The 19,318-nt window shown below is 50.6% G+C and carries 9 protein-coding genes; 7 read left to right on the top strand and 2 right to left on the bottom strand.

Features of this window, described 5'->3' with window-relative positions; all coding sequences use genetic code 11:
- Positions 1-143: 143 nt before the first annotated feature.
- Positions 144-1,223 (bottom strand): KamA family radical SAM protein, encoded by a 1,080-nt coding sequence (locus tag K300_RS0108550; protein ID WP_022851257.1) that lies wholly within the window; start codon positions 1,221-1,223, stop codon positions 144-146.
- An 11-nt stretch (positions 1,224-1,234) separates the two neighbouring features.
- Complete coding sequence (locus K300_RS0108545) at positions 1,235-2,551, bottom strand: glutamine synthetase family protein (RefSeq protein WP_022851256.1); 1,317 nt, start codon at positions 2,549-2,551, stop codon at positions 1,235-1,237.
- Positions 2,552-2,839: 288 nt separating this feature from the next.
- On the opposite strand from K300_RS0108545, the gene K300_RS0108540 reads away from it, so the two are divergent.
- The 7 genes from K300_RS0108540 (at position 2,840) to K300_RS0108510 (ending at position 19,275) form a co-directional block, all read left to right on the top strand.
- The gene (locus K300_RS0108540) at positions 2,840-3,172 is read left to right on the top strand and encodes a hypothetical protein (RefSeq protein WP_022851255.1); all 333 of its coding nucleotides are present in this window, start codon (positions 2,840-2,842) and stop codon (positions 3,170-3,172) included.
- Positions 3,173-3,460: 288 nt separating this feature from the next.
- Positions 3,461-3,955, top strand: a complete 495-nt coding sequence (locus K300_RS15135) for a YcjF family protein (RefSeq protein WP_022851254.1) — start codon at positions 3,461-3,463, stop codon at positions 3,953-3,955.
- A complete protein-coding gene (locus K300_RS15130; RefSeq protein WP_022851253.1) occupies positions 3,952-5,613 on the top strand; it encodes a cyclic peptide export ABC transporter in 1,662 nt (553 codons plus the stop codon). Before K300_RS15135 ends, K300_RS15130 begins: the two co-directional genes overlap by 4 nt.
- Positions 5,610-6,488, top strand: a complete 879-nt coding sequence (locus K300_RS0108525) for a prohibitin family protein (protein ID WP_022851252.1) — start codon at positions 5,610-5,612, stop codon at positions 6,486-6,488. Before K300_RS15130 ends, K300_RS0108525 begins: the two co-directional genes overlap by 4 nt.
- A gap of 12 nt (positions 6,489-6,500) precedes the next feature.
- Positions 6,501-7,676, top strand: coding sequence for an ABC transporter substrate-binding protein (locus K300_RS0108520; RefSeq protein WP_022851251.1), 1,176 nt, complete (start codon positions 6,501-6,503; stop codon positions 7,674-7,676).
- 32 nt (positions 7,677-7,708) lie between these two features.
- Positions 7,709-14,341 carry a non-ribosomal peptide synthetase gene (locus tag K300_RS0108515; protein WP_022851250.1) on the top strand — a complete coding sequence of 2,211 codons (6,633 nt, stop codon included), beginning with the start codon at positions 7,709-7,711 and terminating at the stop codon, positions 14,339-14,341.
- Positions 14,338-19,275 (top strand): beta-ketoacyl synthase N-terminal-like domain-containing protein, encoded by a 4,938-nt coding sequence (locus tag K300_RS0108510; RefSeq protein ID WP_022851249.1) that lies wholly within the window; start codon positions 14,338-14,340, stop codon positions 19,273-19,275. Before K300_RS0108515 ends, K300_RS0108510 begins: the two co-directional genes overlap by 4 nt.
- Positions 19,276-19,318: the final 43 nt, after the last annotated feature.

Raw genomic sequence — 19,318 nt, 5'->3', positions numbered from 1 at the left:
GTTTATAGTAAAAACTTATGGGGTGCTTTTGGGGTCAAACCACCTCTTTTGACCACTACTTAAAAGTTGCACTTAATTATTGAATCCAGGTGAAAAAATGGTGAGTCTAATCAAATAAAAGCCCCCTTTCGGGGGCTTTTTTGTTATTCGGGTATGTTAGGTATCTTCGTTGTTTCACCTTTGTAGTTGCAGAGGGTATAGAACTCGTCGTCCTTCCCTTTGATATAGTAATCGGGCATGAGCGGAATCTTGCCGATATTAGTTGCGATGGCGTACATCGGCTGTGCGAGCCCTGTGGTGTGCCCTCTGATGGCATCCCGTATAAGCTCAGCGCCTTTCTCCACGGGGGTACGGAAGTGGTCGATACCGGGTGCGGGTTCGCAGTAGAATACATAGTAGGGGCGTATCCTTGTGCGGAGCAGTTTCTGGTGGAGCTCTCTGAACGTGGGTACGTCATCGTTGATCCCTTTGAGCAGAACCGCCTGATTACCCACGTTAACGCCGCTTGTCATAAGCCCGTAGACAGCCTTCTTTGTCTCCTCGGTGATCTCCTTCGGGTGATTAACCTGCGTGTTGAGCCAGATCGGCACACGCCTGTTTCCTTCGAGAACCTTCTTGAGACCGGGTGTTACCCTCTGGGGGAGCACAACGGGTGCCCTTGAGCCGAAGCGTATCATCTCCACATGGGGGATCTCCTCAAGCTTGCGGATGAGGTATTCCAGCTTATCATCGGAGAAGAGCAGGGGATCGCCGCCTGTTACGAGAACGTCTCTGATCTCCTCATGCTCTGCGATCCATCTGATCCCCTCGTCCACATCGAAGCTGAACTTGAGATCCTGATCCACCACAAGCTCCTTGCGGAAACAGTGACGGCAGTATATGCCGCAGAACTGGGATACGGTGAAGGCGACCCTGTCCGTATACTGTCTTGCGATGGTGTCGGGGCGTTTCTCCTCCGTTGCACGGTTCTCCTTCCAGACGAGATAGTCCTGCATTCCGAAGGTGTTTTCCATCTCGAGACGGTTGGGTACGATCTGCCTTCTTATGGGGCAGTTGGGGTCATCCTTATCCATGAGTGAGGCGAAATAGGGTGTTGTTCCCCATGTTGTTTTCATGTTGTCGATGGCCTCTTCCTCAGCCTCGGTGAGGTTGATGAATTTCTGAACCCTTTCCTTAGTATTAACAAAGTTCTTTAATTGTTCTTTCCATTCAGTATCAGGCATATTTTCCTCCCTTAAATACTTAGATATTTGTTATGCTCAAAATCAGTGATAGTGGTCCGGTATTCCTCCCACTCATTAACCTTGAGCGTCATATAGTTTTTGTAAAGCTCCTCGCCGAGCATCCCTTTGAGGAAACCGCTTCTCTCCGCCTCCATGAGCGCTTCGAAGAAGTCCCTGGGGAGATACTTTCTGTCGTAAACCTTCCTGCCCGATGACTTCTTATACGTACTGCCGGAGTCTGGCTTTCCTGCGCCGGTTCCTTTCCGTATGCCTTCAAGGCCGGCATTGATTAGCCCGGCAAACTGGAGATACACATTCCCCGCAGGGTCTGCACAGCGCAGTTCCATGCGTGTGGCTTTGGTGCTTTTCGCATGGGGTATCCGGACCATAGAGCTGCGGTTTCTAAGCCCCCACCCACGGATCACAGGTGCTTCCTTGTCCAGCACATAGGCTTTGTATGAGTTGACTGTGGAGGCCAGCAGGATGGAGATCTCCCTCGCCTTATCCGTTACCCCGCCGATGAAGTGCATGAGTGTTTCGCTTAGTCCATATTCCTTGTCTGGATCATGGCATATGTTGTCCCCGACATTGTCGAGTATGGATAGATGGATATGAAATGCGTTTCTATTCTCACCTGTGAAGGGCTTTGACATAAACGTTGCATGCAGACCGTGTCTAGCGGCCACCTCTTTGGTTACAAACTCGAAAAGGAGTGTCCTGTCCGCCATGCTGAGAGGATCGCCAGCTTCAAGGTTAACTTCATGCTGGGATGAGGTTACCTCGTGGTGGGTTTTTTCGTATTTTATCCCGCATTCAGCAAGGATGTTGACTATATCCTGACGTACAGCATCCCCCGCATCTGTGGGTGCGGAGCTGAAATAGCCGAGTGCGTCTGAGTGGATATCCTCTCCGAATTCATCATCCTGTAAAAGGAAGAACTCGTGCTCCGGTCCTGTTATAAACCTGAACCCGAACTCCTCAGATGCAGTATCTACTGCCTTTTCGAGGATGTATCTTGGGTCCAGTCCGGAGCGTGAGCCGTCCTGTTCGTACACGGAGCCGGCGAAGAAGCCTATCTTAACATCGCCGAAATCCACCAAACGGAAGCTCTCGGGGACGGGCTTCAGCACTCGATCGCTGTTATCAACAGTGGCAAGGCCCGGTATGGAGCTGCCATCGATACCTACGCCGTTTTCAATAATATCGCCGATATCATCGGGATTAATGTTTACAGTTTTCATCCTTCCGTGCAAATCCTTGAAGAAGATGCGTGTGGAGAAGGCGTCCTCCAGCTGGTATTTGATTCCGTCGTAATCATTTGCATTCATCTTTCAGCACTCCTGCTTAGATTAAAATAATAATGGGTTAAAAACCCTGTAAACAATAATCATAACACGATATTTCATATATGCAAAATCAACGGGTTATTAAAAAGGGTGCTTAAATATAAATAATTGTGTACACAAAACACTATTCAGGGAGAGATAGAGGTAAAAATGAGATTATCCAGGCGTTAAATGAAGGCATTTGTCAGAAAATATGGTTGCAGAAACTCCTATATTCTAGGCAATTACGCCGTTATATAGTTAATAGTCGTATGCTTGGGGTGAAAACCCATGAAGTATTGTAAAAATCACACTATGTTTCGCTTCGTTCATTTCAGTACGGTCGGATTGGTGGTGCGGATAGAAATTATCGTGATGAAAAGTGATTTAAAAAAAATTAAAAAAATCAGTGCTGGCACACTCTTTCCCGCTGATGAGCAGTATTCGTTTTATACCTCGCAACTGGAATGCATGGGCTTCTTCAGCCGGGAGGGTGTTCCTCCGGCTCCATTACTTGCCGGGTTTGTGAGAATCTATGGCAAAAGTTATGATGACTTTCGAATATATCTGGATTATGCGGCTACCATGAAAAAACAGCGGCGGAGAAATGGGATTAAGGCATGATGGGGCTTAACAAAACGAATACTGCTGAAAATGGGTGTATGCCGTATAGTGCTATATAGCTAGAAATTAAGCAGTATCGTCATGCTTGATTGGTCTGACCTTTAGCTTATCTTATTGATAACAGTTGTAAACATGCATTATTGAACGTAGTTCACGGAATCACACCGCAGGGAGTGCTCCGATCGTATACCGCTCGTATTTCTGTATATTCTATGACAATTTCGGGTTTTCTTCTTGATAATAAGTGCTACAATAAAAAGCAGTCAAAATCAAAAAGGAGTTTCAGACATGGACAAGCAGTTTCAGGCTATGAAAACGGTTCGTAATTATATGTGGTGGTCAATGGGCGCAGGGCTCATCCCCGTACCCTTTGTTGATCTCGCCGCAGTGACCGGCGTTCAGCTCAAGATGCTCTCCGACCTTTCCAAATACTATGATGATGTGGAGTTCTCCGAGTCCAAAGGGAAGGCGATAATCGCATCGCTCCTCGGCTCCATAATCCCCAACTCACTCTCAAGAGGGTCTGTGGGAAGTATTCTTAAAATGGTTCCCGTTGTGGGAAGCATACTTGGCGGTCTTTCCATGTCCATCTTCTCCGGTGCTTCGGCCTATGCTCTTGGCAAGGTTTTTATCCAGCACTATGAATCCGGCGGAACCCTCCTCTCCTTCGACCCCGATAAGGTAAAGGACTACTACAAAGAGTATTTCGAGGAAGGAAAGAAAGTCGCAGAGGATCTTGAGAAGGAGAAGAACCAGGAAAGCGGAGAAGAGAAGCAGGCTTGAAAGACTACTTTGCCAGTAAATCCGTAGAGTTCCTTCAAAGAGAATCGAGCGGGGTAGACAGGAAGCTGGTCATTATGACCGCCCTGTCGGGTATATCCAACGCTCTCCTTCTCGCTGTGGTCAACAAGGCAATCTCTCCGGATTTCCTCCAAAAGCCTGATCCTAAATACTTTTTGTACTTCGCACTATGTATAGGGATGTTCATTTACTCCCTTCGCTACCTCCTCTATCATTCCAGCGAAATCATAGAGGAGGCGGTGGACAAGGTCCGCACGAGGCTTGTGGACAAGGTTCTCAAGTGTGATCTAAGAACCCTTGAGACCATTGGCGATTCGGATATTTACACACGAATAAGCAGGGAAACCTCCTCCATATCCCAGAACATGCGCTCCATCTTCATGGCGGCACAGTCCTCGGTTATGGTTATGTTCACAGTGCTTTATATCGCCTTTATCTCCATTCCGGCCTTTTTGATAAGCATGTCCATGATCCTTTTCGCTACATATATATATCTGCGCAACCGGAAGACACTGGAGCAGAACCTGTATGAATCCTCCCAGGAGGAGGATGCGCTCTTTGACACGATAACCGATGTCCTCAGCGGCTTCAAAGAGCTTAAGATGAACAGGGCGAAGAGTGTTGATGTTCGCAGCCATTTCCGTAAGCGTTCAGGGGGTGTTCGGCGCACCAGAGCGAACGTGATGCTTGAGTTTGCAAATAACTATGTTTTTGCAGAGACGTTCTTCTACGTACTAATCGGAACGATAGTCTTTATCATGCCCGCCGTATCAAACGAGTTCGGCGATACCGTCGTTAAGGTGGTTACAGCTATACTTTTCCTGATAGGACCGCTAACCAACACGGTTATGCAGATCCCCATCCTTTCCGAGGTTCAGTTGTCGGTGAATAATATCTACGGCCTTGAGGACAAGATAGATACTCTTGTGAAGGGAGAGGATATTGATTCCGATGATAAGATAGAGAATGCGGAGAACTTCGATAAGATCAAGCTTAAGGAGCTGATCTTCTCATACAAAGACCCGGACGGTGCACCCTCCTTCACAGCAGGCCCCTTCGATTTCGAGATAAACAGGGGTGAAGTGCTCTTTATTGTCGGAGGAAACGGAAGCGGTAAGACAACGCTGATGAAGCTCATGACTGCCCTTTATTTCCCCGATGAGGGTGAAATTCTGCTTGATGATACGAAGGTTACGAGGCAGAATTCCCAGAGCTACAGGGAACTCTTCTCCGTGATCTTCGCCGAGTTCCACCTTTTCAGCAAGCTTTACGGCATGCAACAGGTCAACCCAGAAAAGGTGAAAGAGCTTCTGGAGCTTATGGAGATAGATCATAAGACGGATTTCAAAGACAGCGGCTTCACAAACTTGAATCTATCCACAGGGCAGCGCAAGCGTCTGGCTCTGATTGTTACATATCTGGAAGACAAAGAGATCTATGTGTTTGACGAATGGGCGGCGGATCAGGACCCCCACTTCAGGAGATATTTTTACTATACACTTGTGCCGGAGCTTAAGAAGCGTGGTAAAACAGTTATCGCCGTTTCCCATGACGATCGCTATTTCAGCGAAGCGGACAGGGTTCTCTCCATGGACTTCGGTCAAGTTACCGAGATTAGCAACGGACGGAGTGAAGGATGAACGAAGAAAGAATGGATGAAATAGCAGAGATAAAGGAGGGGGCCTTCAAAAGGTTCAGGAAGTTTATGAAGAACCAGAAGCCCTATTTTGTAATACTCCTGTTTATCGCCATTTTCGTCGTGATCTTCTACTTTGATATGATATTTATATCCATAAAGCCTGGTGAGCAGGGTGTTCTCTGGCGGCGTTTCGGCGGCGGTACTGTGGTGAACCGGATATACGGCGAGGGGTTGCACGTTATATGGCCCTTCAATAAGATGTATGTTTACAGCGTCCGCAAGCAGAAGATAAGCGATACCATCAAGGTGCTCACCCTCAACGGCCTCACCATTGAGGTTGAATACTCCGTTATATACTATCCGAACATACCGCTCCTCCCCATGCTACACCAGCGTGTGGGACCGGATTACCCGAAGACGATCATATTCCCCGAGGTGCGTTCGGTTATCAGAACAGTGATAGGCCAGAACAAGCCGGAGGATATATATACGACCCAGAAACTTATCCAGGACAGGGTCTCCGCACTCTCCAAGGCGAGGCTGGAGTCAAGGTTCATCGCCCTGGATTATGTACCCATAGAGCGGATAAGTCTTCCGATGAAGATCTCCGCAGCTATCGAATCGAAGCTGGCCCAGCAGCAGCTGGATCAGGAGTACGAATACAGGCTCTCCGTTGCCAAGAAGGAGGCGGCGAGGAAGCAGTTCGAGGCTGAAGGTCTTAAGAACTACAACAGACTACTTTCAGAGAGTATCGATGATAAGATCCTGCAGTGGCAGGGCATTATGGCAACGAAGGAGCTTGCAAAGTCCGACAACTCCAAGATCGTTGTTATAGGTGCGGGTGACGAAGGTCTGCCCCTTATCCTGGGGAAATAGGTTAGTCAGCCTATGAGGATAACTGCATACATACTCGGTCTGGTTCTGCTCTATTTTATAATAAGCGATCTCAGAACGCCTATGGATTATGGCGAGATGAGGACCCAGGCATTAAAAAACGACAACCTCACAGAGTTTAAAGTGGGTGTAGTCTGGCCTTTTTCAACCAATAACGACCTCTTCCTTGAGGGTATACAGCTGGCGGTGGAGGAGATCAACTCCATTGGGGTTCTCGGCAGGAAGATGCGTCTTGTGATAAAGGATACCGCCTCAAACAAGAACAAGGCGAGAAGTGCTGCGGATGGATTTATCCGGACAAAGGATATGCTTGCTGTGATAGGGCACTACGACAGCTCCATAGCGGCGGAAACATCCATAGGGTATGAGAAGGCCAAGCTCCTTTTCCTGGACACGGGAGCATTCGGCGCCTTTCTTTCCGGTCACGACTTCGAGTATTTTGTCCGTACCAGCGTAAACACCAAAATGATAGCTGAGAAGATGGTCAAAACCTTGGCGGAACAGGGGTATAAACGTATCTATATAGTGACGCAGGAGGATGAGTACGGTCAGGATCTCGCCTTTCATTTCAAATACTATATGGATCTTTACGATATGGACATCTGCCGGAACAGCTCCTATTTCCGATGGGAGTATGATTTCCACGAAATAATTCATGATATGAAGAGCGAGGATTGCGATCTCGTGTTCCTCACCGGCTATGAGCCATGGGCAGGCTATTTTATCCGTGATATGCGTGATATGGGGGTAACCCTCCCCTATGCGGCGGCGTTTACTGCCGTTGATAAGATGAGGGGGATAGCGGGGAACGCCCTCGATGATTCCATGTATTTTACATACTACGACCCCTATTCAGATGACCCTGAAAATGAGGTATTCGTCAGAAAATTCAGGCAGAAATACGGCGTAAAACCCGATGCATATGCAGCAACAGCCTATGATACTCTGCACATGCTTGCCGATTCCATAAGAACCACAGGCTCCTTCGAGCCGCTCAATCTATCATACTTTCTTAGATATATAGAGATGTATAACGGTGTGAACGGTTTTTACCGCTTCTCCCCCAATGGCGAGGTTCTAGAACGTCCATTCTACCTTATGCAGGTTAAGGGGGACAGGGAGATTATTCTGAATGAGCTGAAGCCGGAGTATAACCGCTCACTAAACTAGACACCCTTTTTTAATATGACATGGAGGCTGATATGTCCGGCAACTACAGGCTTTCCTCTCCGCAGGAGGCTATCTATGTTGACTCACTTCTGTACGGTCCCACTCCGAAATATAATATGGGAGGCTTTGCGCCCATAAGGGGGCACGTAGATGTCGAACTTTTCAAGAAAGCACACAGGCTTGCCCTGGGTGTTCACGATGCGTTTCTGACCAGACTTGAGTACACGCCTGACGGTGTTATGCAGAGTACTGGACACGAGCTTTATCCTCCTACGATTATCGACTTTTCCGATTCACCCAGTGCCTACAGGGAGGCCATCGACTGGGTTATGGACGATTTTAAGAACCCCGTTCCCATCGACGGTTACCCCCTTGGAGCGGATGTTCTCATAAAGGTGGATGAAGAGCTTTGGGTATGGTATCCAAAGTTTCATCATATAATAAACGACGCCTTCGGTCACATGCTCTTCACAGACACCCTGACCAGCTTCTACAATACTCTATTGGCAGGAGGGACACCCGAAAAGGATATCCTCAACTACCGTGATTTTGTGGAGGATGATGAGAAGTATTTCTCATCCCCGGGTTTTGAAAAGGGGGCAAAGTTCTGGAACGATAAGTTTGCCGATCTACCTGAGCCCATCTCCTTCACAGGTTCCAAGAGCGGCCTTAGTGAACGGGATACCCTCGGGACCAAACGTCTCACACTAAGCATGAAGCGCTACTGCTACAACGACATGCTCCGCATCTGTGCGGAGAACGATATAACTTCCTTCCATTTCCTTCTGGCTGTTAGCTATGCCTATTTTTACCGCACCAAGGGGCAGGATGATATTGTTATCGGCATGCCTATCCTTAACAGGAACAACCGGAAGTTCCGAAACACTTCAGGTATGTTTATGAGCATGATGCCCCTGCGCATAAAGATAGAGCCGGACTGGAGCTTCCTTGAGCTTGCACTGGCTGTAAGCAAGGAGCTGAGAGCATCCTATAGATACCAGCGCTATCCGCTGGGGCAGATCATTAAGGATTGCCGTACAAAGGAGGGCTTCACAGGGAACCTGTTTGACATAACCTTTGTTTACAGAAAGCTTAGCTATAACCAGAACTTCGGTGGCTCACCCATGAGCATGTTCACTCTGGACACGGGAGCGAGGGAGGAGAGCCTCTCCATAGAGGTGGATGAATACGATGACGGTGATGTAAACATCTTCTTCAACTACAATCCTTTTGTTATCCCCGACGAGGAGGCGGAGCATCTGGCCAGAGGTTTCGAAGCGTTGTTTCTGGATGTGTCCCTCGGCGGCGACAAGGCACTGGACGAGCTAAGGATCATGCCGGAGAAGGAGTACTGCGCAATCATAGGGAGCAAGAAGAGTATCCCCGATAAGCGTTTCGAGGAGATTTTCTTTGAGCAGGCTGTAAAAACGCCCGATGCGGAGGCTGTACGATGTGTCGGCCTAGGGCTTACATATAAAGAGGTAGAAACGCTCTCCTCCGGAATAGCGGGTGTGCTGGCCGTGGAATACGGAGTTAAGCCCGGTGACAGGGTCGCCTATCTTTCCGAGAGGAACGCCGTCTCCCCTGCCGTAATACTGGGCATATTCCGTTGCGGCGGTGTGTATGTCCCCATAGATCCCGTTTATCCCGAAGAGCGGATAAAGTACATACTGGAGGACTGCGGGGCAAGGTGTATAGTTGCGGACAGGGATCTCGACACAGGCGGGGTGCCCGTATATACCCCCAACATAACAGAGAACCGTTACGAGAACTTCATTCTGGAGGGTCTCAGTCCTGAAGACCCGGCATATATAATTTACACATCAGGAACCACAGGAAGACCGAAGGGTGTTTGCATACCCCACAGGGGGATCGTAAACACAGTAACTGCCCAAGCTGCTGCATGGGGAGCCGGAGCCGGAGAGCGCGTTCTGCAATTCGCCTCCCTCGGTTTCGATGCCTCCATGTCCGAGATAGGCATGGCGCTATTGTCCGGTGCCTCCCTCATAGTTGCAGACAGGGAGACAATTCTCGAACCGGAGCGATTCATAAGGCTTATGAGGCACGAGAAGGTGAGCGTTGCTACCCTCCCCCCATCCTACCTGAACAGCCTTGAAGGTGCAGATTTCCCATGGCTTAAAACGCTTATTACGGCGGGTGAGGCTCCCATTGAGCGGGATGTCCACAGGTATTCCTCCCGTCTGAGATATATAAACGCCTACGGTCCGACGGAAATTTCCGTCTGCGCAAGCTGGCATGAGGTTCCGGCGGACTACGAAGGTGGACTCATTCCCATTGGGCGTGCCATACCCAACGGAAGTATCTACATACTGGATAAAAATCTCCAGCCCCTCCCCCCAGGCTCGGTGGGGGAGATATGTGTCGGCGGAGCTGGTGTGGCACTCGGTTACCTTAACCGAGATGAGCTGACTGCAGAGAAGTTTGTGCCCGATCCCTTCTTTGAAGGGGGTAGGATGTACCGAACTGGCGATACGGGTCGTATGCTCCCCGACGGCAGCCTTGTTTTCACTGGCCGAAGGGATGCACAGGTTAAGATAAGGGGGCACAGGGTTGAACCCGAAGAGGTGGCTAGAACCCTTGAAACTGTTGAGGGAATCGATTCCGCCGTTGCGGATGCCCTTGGTGAAGATGGGGCAAAGTATCTCGCCGCCTGGTATACAGCTCCGGAGGAGCTTCCTGCTGAGGATATTAAAAGAGCCCTTGGCCGCAAGTTACCCCCTTATATGATCCCTTCAGTTTATACGCACATGCAGTCCTTTCCACTGAATGCAAGCGGGAAGATCGACCGGAACGCTCTGCCTTACCCCGAGAGGGATAAGCATGGTGGAGATACCGAGAAGCCTTTGGAAGGTGTAGATAAAACCGTTGGAGAGATCTTCGCCGATGTGCTGGGCATTGCTGTATCCTCCGCTTCTGCAAACTTCTTTGAGCTTGGCGGGCACAGCCTCGGCGCTGTTCGTGTCATGGGCAGGATACAGAAGGAGTTCGGCACTAAGGTGGGGCTCAAGGAGTTCTTCGCAAGCCCTACAGTGGGCGGAATCGCAGATATAATAAAGCAGAGGAACGTCCGGATGTTCAGCTCTATCCCATCCATTAAGTATGGAGCGGAGCGGGATATGACAGCCTCCGAGAGGAGGGTCTGGGTTCTTTCCCGAATGGAGGGGGGGAGCTCTGCATACAATATGCCTCTACAGTTCAGTATAGAGGGGGAGCTGGATCCCGCCCTTCTTTCCGAGGCGTTCACCGGTGCGGCTAGGAGGCATGACGCACTTCGTAGCTTTGCAGACCCCCATGAGCCCATTATGCATGTTGCAGAAAAGTGCGTTATAGATGTTAAGGTTATACATACAGAAGAGCTGGATCTTGAAACAAAGGAAGAGACAGCGAAGCCCTTCGATATAACAAAGCCCCCCCTGATAAGGGTTAACATATTCAAATCCTCCGAAGAGAGCGTTCTCTCTGTGGTTATGCACCATATTATATCCGACGGCTGGTCGCTCCAACTTCTTATAGAGGAGGTTCTTGAGAGGTACACAGCCCTGTCCATGGGGGATGAGCCTAAGCTTAAGGAATTAAAGGCGGACTACGCCTCCTTTGCCAGTTGGCTAGGGGATGAGATGCTGAGCGGTTTCGCCGCCAGAGACAGGGATTACTGGTTGGAACGATTCTCCGGCGATATTCCTGAGCTTGAACTCCCTGCGGATTTCCCAAGACCGGAGGTTATGGGCTTTAAAGGAAGATCCATTCACAGGATATTCGAGTCAGTAAGCTGGAAGGAACTTGAGGAGAGGGCTGCCAGACTGGGAGCGACACCATATACCCTCCTGCTCACAGCGGTTTACGGTCTTTTGTACAGATACACAGGAAGCAGGGATACGGTTATCGGCACACCCGTTTCGGGCCGGCTCCACCCCGATGTGGAGAACACCATCGGGATATTCATAAATACACTCCCGCTGAGGGTGGCCTTCAGCAGGGATGACAGCTTTATGAACCTGCTAGCAAGGGTTAAAAACACCGTGGCGGAGGCGCAGGATCACCAGAGCTGTGCCTTTGATGCCATTGTGAATGAGCTTGATATACCAAGAAAGGCAAACCGTCAGCCCCTCTTCGATACCATGATGATCCTGCAGGATACCGTTTCTGAAGAGATGCAGGGGGACGGCTTCAAACTGAAAACGAGGGGGCTTGAGACCTCCTCTTCGCTCTTTGATATGACATTCTTCTTCAGCCGTTCGGGTGATTCCCTGAGGCTGGACATTGAGTTTTCCACCGAGCTTTTCAAGCTCTCCACTGCAGAACGGACTGCGCATCATCTTGAGATTTTCCTGAGATCCGCCCTTAATGCACCCGAAAAACGCACCGCCTTCCTAGACTACATTCCCGAGGATGAGCTCGAAAGGCTCAGAGGTCTTTCCGTTGGCAGGCCTGCACAGCTCCCTGTACTCGATTTCCGCAACAGGTTCCTGGAGAACGGGCTGAAGCACCCCGATCGACCGGCCGTTGTCACTACCGAACGAACCGTAACCTACGGCGAGCTATGCTCAGATGCGATGGCAGTTTGTGCGGAGATAGTCAAAAGGGGGTTTGGAACCGGCGACACCGTGGCTCTCATGGCGGAGAGGGACGAGATCCTCGCCGCAGGTATGCTCGGGATACTTATGAGCGGCGCCTCCTATACATTCATGACACCGTACCACCCCGAGGAGCGACTTGCTTATATAGCAAAGACCGCAGGGGTGGAGCTGATAATAGCCGGAACCGATGTTCCGCTGAGCTTCAGGCAGATGGCCGTAAACTGCCGGGAACTGCCTAGGATAAATGCCGAACCGGTAGAGACGGGTGACTGTGCATACTATATATTCACCTCTGGAACCACTGGTACGCCGAAGGGGGTTCGTGTTTCCCATGACAACCTGCGAAACCTTGTTTATATGACAGAGCTGGAGAGCTATGCAGGTATTGAGTCACCCGTAAGGGAGATGGTCAGCGTTTCCGGAGCCTTTGATGTCTCTGTGAAGCAGGTGTGCTCTGCCCTTGCATGCGGTCACACTCTGTTGATGCCCCACGACGACCTTGTGCTAAATGCGGAGCTTCTCCTTGAGTATATACGTGATAAGGGTGTCACCCTTATGGATAACTCCCCCTCACTACTCTCCATGCTGATCTCAGCTGGGACATGCGAAACGGAACTCCCCGCACTCAGGCGTATGCTCATCGGCTCGGAGGCCGTTTCCTCAGGGCTTGTGGAGCAGTTTATGAATGCTCATCCCGATGTGGAGGTTGTTAACTGCTACGGACCAACCGAATGCACCGTGGAGTCTGTAAAGCTTCAGGCGGAAAGAGGCGTGGATTATCCGGCGGTGCTCCCCATTGGCACACCCTCGATAAACACAACTGCAGAGATTCTTGATGAGAACCTCAACCCCTGCGGGACAGGGATATACGGTGGTATATACCTCGGCGGGGCATGTGTGGGCATGGGCTATGCCGGGCAGAGCTCCACAGCTTTTATCGAGATAGACGGTAAAAGAGTATACCGTACAGGTGATGTGGGTCGCTGGAGCGAGCGTGGAGAGATAGAGTTCGCCGGAAGGAGCGATGATCAGGTTAAGGTTCGGGGATACCGCATCGAACCGAACGAGGTGGAGAACGCACTCCTCAATATTAAAGGTGTTTCCTCCGCCGCTGTTGTCCCCTTTGAAAGGGGTGGTATGACTGAGCTCGCCGGTTTCTATGCGGGTGAGCCGGAAACGACTGCCGTAAAGGATGCCCTGTACTCCCTTATCCCTGGCTATATGGTGCCGGCGGCGCTTGTTAAACTGGAAAGAATACCCCTTACCCCCGGGGGAAAAGCGGACAGGAAGGCTCTTTCGAAGATGCCCGTTGCCGCTGAAGAGGGCAGGGGGGAGCCGCTGGATGATAAATACCAGCAGGCTGTCTTCGATATATGGAAAGGTGTTCTTGGTCATGATGATCTCTCTGCCGAGGAGACCTTCTTCGAGGCAGGGGGTAACTCCGTTCTCTTGGTCAGGCTCCACAGCAGGCTCCAGAAGGAGTACCCCGATCTTTTCCGCCTTGCGGAGCTTTTCCGTTTCAGCACAATCGCATCTCAGGCTGATAGACTGCGATTAAGTATTGAGGGTGAGAAGATTCGTATAGAGGGTATCCCCCTTAGTGATGACATTAGAGAAACGAGGGCGGGCGGCCTCCTCCGGCTGAGTGCTCCTATGAATGGAAGGGCGAATCTTAGCGAAGGGGAAGGGGTTGCAACTCTGGCATACCTTTTTGCCGAGCTTTACGGTATGGAGCGGGCTCCTGCCGGCTCCGTAAAAGGGGATGTCCTCTGTTGGAACAACGTCGATTTTGATGATGCAGAAAGCATGGACGGCCTGATAGCCTCCGTAGAGGAAGGTTTAAAGAGGTGCCTGAGATACGGTGATGCAGTTATTGAGGGTATCCTGCCCGTTGTCCTCATAGGTGATGGAGATATGGACAGGCTGGCGGAGGTATTTGGTATCGTTTTTAAGCCGGAACAGAGCAGTATGCGGGCGGTTTTCTCCGAGAGGATCAAGCGTGACGAGGCTCTGCGGATGTGTGATGTATACGTCAGGATCCTTGATGCGGCAGGTAAGGTTATATGAAGAAGCTTCTGGATATAGATAAGAGTGAAAAACCTGAATTGATAATAGAGAACGAAGAGCAGAGGGGCGAGGTTGCCATTATCGGCATAGGCATCCGCATTGGTGACTGTACCGGCCCGGATGAGTTTTGGAAAGCCCTGATGGATAGGCGTGATTTTGTAACACCACCCAGCATTGAGAGGGTTCGTGATACTAAGATGATAGTAGACACAGCCGGTTGCGATTTTCTGGAGCTTGCCTATCTCAAGGACCATGACAAGTTCGACAGCCGCTTTTTCAGGATCCCTCCGCAAAAGGCCTCCCTCATGGACCCGCAGGAGAAGATCCTTCTGGAGACAGCGTGGCACGCCGCAGAGGATGCGGGCTATGCAGGTAGAGCCATATACGGGAGTAGGACAGGGGTTTTCATCGGCGGAAACGGAAGCTTCAACACATATGAGCGTGTGGTTTCGGATATTGATGATCCGAACACGCTTCTCGAGCTTCTCACCCCCTCCATGACTGCGGCGAGGATCTCCCATTTCCTCAACCTGAAAGGTCCGGCATCTGTGGTGGACACCGCCTGCTCTTCATCACTCACAGCTGTGCATAACGCATGCGTTTCCATATCCAGGGGTGAGTGTGAGACTGCCATAGCGGGTGCATGTAAGCTGGTTCTGGCCCCTTTGAGGAGCATAAACAGAACAGAGGTCGAATCCGCAGACGGCAGAACCAGGCCCTTCGATGAGATGTCTGACGGCACAGGGGGCGGGGAGGCGGCGGTGGCCGTGTTCCTTAAGCCCCTTGATAAAGCCGTTCGGGATAACGACAGCATATATGCCGTAATCAAGGGGAGCGGGATAAACCAGAACGGTCGCTCCCAGAATATAACCGCACCCGATGCTGAGGTGCAGGCGGATGTTATACGTGATGCATGGAAACAGGGGGGGATAGACCCCTCCCGGATGTCTTTCATAGAGGCCCACGGAACCGGAACGAAAATCGGAGATGTCATAGAGATAGAGGGGCTTGCAAAGGCCTTTGAAACATATACGGATAAAAGGGGTATCTGCCCCGTGGGCTCGGTTAAATCTAATGCAGGACACACAGATAACGCCGCCGGACTGCTGGGGCTTATAAAGGGGGCACTCTCACTGTACCACAGGATATATCCCGGAACTGTACATTTTAGCCGCCCGAACCCCCAGATTGATTTCGATAACGCACCAGTGTATCCAACCGGCGAACACACTGGGCTTGGTGACGGTGAGCTTTATGCAGGGGTGAGCTCCTTCGGTCTGAGCGGTACTAATGTGCATGTAACACTTGCAACCCCTCCGGAGAGGCGGAGGATTACGGAGGAGAGTAAACCCTATCTGTTCACCTTCTCCGCAAAGACACCGGAAGCCCTTCAAAGGCTTACGGAAAGTATGGATAGGTACGTAAAAGAGCATGATCTCCACCCCGCAGAGGTGTCGGCAACCCTCCTTGGCGGAAGGGAGCACTTTGAGCATAGATATATCTATGCGGACAGGGAGTATAGAAGCACCTCTGATACCTTCATGAATATTGATTATCAGCAGGCTTCCGGTTCACACCGCATCGTTAGGGACAAGAGGCGCAATGAGGATGGTTGTATAACCCCGGCAAAGGCCAGAGAGAAGGGGGAAGAGCTTGCGGCCATGCTCAGGGACGGACAGCTTCATTCAGTAAGGGAGATTCTTGATATCTATGCGGGCGGAGCCGAACCCCTCTTCCCCGCAGAACTCACCAGTGCCGGAAGGGTTCATCTCCCCCTTTACCCCTTCGAACGTGATAGACACTGGTTCGGCAGAAAGCAGAAAAGTAAACGTTTCAGCCTCTTTGACCACGAGGTAATAAAAACAGGAAGATTCTCCACATACAGGGCGAGCGCCGGATACTCCTCATCATGGATATTCAGTGACCACGAAATAGGAGGGAAACGGGTTCTCTCAGGGTCTTCAGTAGTGGACCAGGTATTTGAGCTGGCATGGCGGATATACGGAGACAAACCGAAGCTTGTGAGGGATCTGCGCCTGAACCACTTCCTTGAGGTTCCTAACGAGGGTGAGGTAGAGATTGTGGTCACAGTCCATCCCGGGGATAGGGGTGAGCACTGTGTGCTGGAGTACTGCCACAACGGCGAATGGCGCACAGTGGCGGAGTGGCGCATAGAAGTGCTTGATGAGAAGCCCAGCCGGATGCCCCGTACCGATATAAAAAAGGAATTTCCAAAGCCCTATGCCCTGAGGGAGGAGTTTAACCAAATGTATGGGGATGTTTCTGTAAGCGATAAATGGGACTGCCTTGAGTACGCAGGAGAGGGTGCGGATGGATGCGGATGCATAATCTCAGTTTTTCCCGAGTACAGACCCCTTGCGCAGGAATACCCCTGTTATCCTCCAGTCTCGGATATCGGCTTCAACTTCCATAGGGAAGCAAGAGAGTGTATACCGCTTCTCTTCCCGAAGATGAAGGTCTTCGGCACGGTTCCGCCCGACTGTCTGGCGTTCTCCCGCCTGAAAGGCTCGGATGACAGGTATGCTTATTTCGATGTAAAAGTTACGGACACCGATGGCAATGTCGTTGTGGAAATAGATGATTATACGATGATGCGAAGCCGTGGAGGGGCGGCGGGTTACTTCCATGTCAAGCAGTGGTGCGATGCCGGAGCCTTTGAACCGCAGGGAGATACACAGCCGGTACTCTGCTTTTTCGGAGGTGAGCCCGGTGATGTTGGAGAGGATGTGAAATCTGTTTGCTGGGATGACTACGAAGCACCCGTAGGGGTGGAGCGCATCTCCAAAGACAACCTCCAGAGCTTTGTGAGAAAATTCTATGCAACCCGGAACAGGCGAATCGTATATACGCTCCCCGATATTTTTATCGAGCCGGAACATACACTGGACAGGCTTTTTATGTTTCTCTCCTCCCTTGCATCTACGGGTGACGGTGAGCTGGAACTCATCATCGCCGGAAGGGAGCCCTCAGCTCCTCTGCATTCCTCTGCAGCTGCCATCGGCAGAGCCTTTGAGTTGGAGAGACCAAACACAAGGTACAGCTTTGTGCAAATACAGGATGAGAAACCGGAAGACCTATTCCAGCTCCTTGATGTGGAGGGTTTTCGCCTTCGTGTTAACGGTGACCGTATTGAGCGGGAGATACTCGCTGAAGAGCAGTCAGGTGGCCCTCTACCACTGAACGATGGGGAGAGGTATCTTATAACTGGCGGACTTGGCGGGATAGGGCTGTTCATGGCGGAATACATATCCGAAAGGGCAAACTGCGACATTGTGCTCGCCTCACGCTCCGGCTTTGCGAATGAGAAAGAATGGGACGCTCTGCTTACCCTCGAAGATGGATCATTCAGGATTGTTTCTGCACTGCGCAGGATTCAGAAGAACGGATGCAGAATCTTCACCGAAGCGGCGGATGTGAGCGTTATCAGAGATGTACAAAAACTCAAAGATGGCTACGGCCGCTTTGCCGGAGTATTTCATTTCGCAGGAACAGCAGAGGACAAGTTCCTTAGCTCGGCAGATATAGATGCGTTCAGAAAAACCCTTGCACCCAAGGTAAGGGGTGCGCTTAACATATGCGAGGTATTCAGCGATACGGATTTCACAATACTGGCCTCCTCCCTTTCCGCCATCACGGGAGCACCCGGACAGGCGGGGTATGCAGCGGCAAACGCCTTCCTAGATTCCCTTGCAGAAAGGGATGAAGCCGGAAGGATAAAATCACTGGCGTGGACAGAGTGGAAGGATGTTGGTATGGCCGCAGGCGTTGAGGTGGTGCGTGATGAATCCTTTGCCCCTCTTAGTAATCTGGAGGCGAAGCTGTGCCTCGACAGTATACCCGAATCGTCATACACCGCCGTTGGGAAAAGCACGGATCCCAACAAGACCCTCCTGATGGAGGGGAGCAGGATAAGGGAGACGTACTTCACCTCCGATGAGATTGCCGGGGATGAGCTTGGGGATATTGAGCTCACGGGTGCTGAGGAATTCACAAGTACCCAGAGGATAATAGCCGCCGTATGGGGGGAAGAGCTTGGGTATGATACGCTGGATCTTTACGATGATTATGAGGATCTTGGCGGAGATTCCATTACATCCCTCGGCATCCATGAAGACCTGCAGAAGCGGTTCGGCATTAAGTTCTCTTTCAATGAGCTTTTCGAGAAGCAGACCATTGCCGATATGGCCAGATATATAGATAAGCTTTTGTTTCAGAAGGAGAAAGTGAGCACCGGCGAGGATGATGATATCCTTGTCCTCAAGGAGGATGGGGAGCGGAAGGTGATCTGCTTTCCTCCCGGAACTGTATACGGCTACACCTACTATGATATCGCAAAGCTTATCGATGGCTTCAGCTTCTATTCCTTTAACTATAAAGCATTTGACAATCCGGCCGAGGCCTTTGCGGACATTACGGAATCGATTCAGCCCGAAGACGGGCTCATACTCCTCGGGTTTTCCGTTGGGGGGAATCTCGCCTACGAGGTTGCACGTGTTTTGGAGAAGCGGGGAAGGGAAATAGATGCTATGATCTTCATAGACAACTACCGCAGGTATGAGACGTTCAGCTTCAGCGATGAGGAGTACCGTAATAACGCGCAGGAATATCTTGCGATGGTGGATGAACGATATCTTAAGACGGAGAACAGGGAAAGCCTCCTGAAAGCGATAGAGCACTTCGACAGGTATATGGACTCCCGATACGAAGAGGAGCCAGTAAACGCCCCGATACACTACGTTAGAGGAAATGAGATGGAGCTTGATATTCCCTTTAAGGTATCGAAGGAGGGGTGGGAAGAGCTTACCCCGAGCTTCACGGTTTACGAAGGGAGCGGAGAGCACCCTGAAATGCTCAGGAGCGGTCACATAGAAAAGAATGTTGGCATATTGCAAAGTATACTGGTAAGGTTGTAGAGATATTAAAAAATATAATAGACGGATTGTTGCTTAGAATAAA

It is taken from the genome of Limisalsivibrio acetivorans (assembly GCF_000421105.1).
GTDB lineage: Bacteria > Chrysiogenota > Deferribacteres > Deferribacterales > Geovibrionaceae > Limisalsivibrio > Limisalsivibrio acetivorans.
This window is presented reverse-complemented; position numbering and strand designations above follow the sequence as displayed.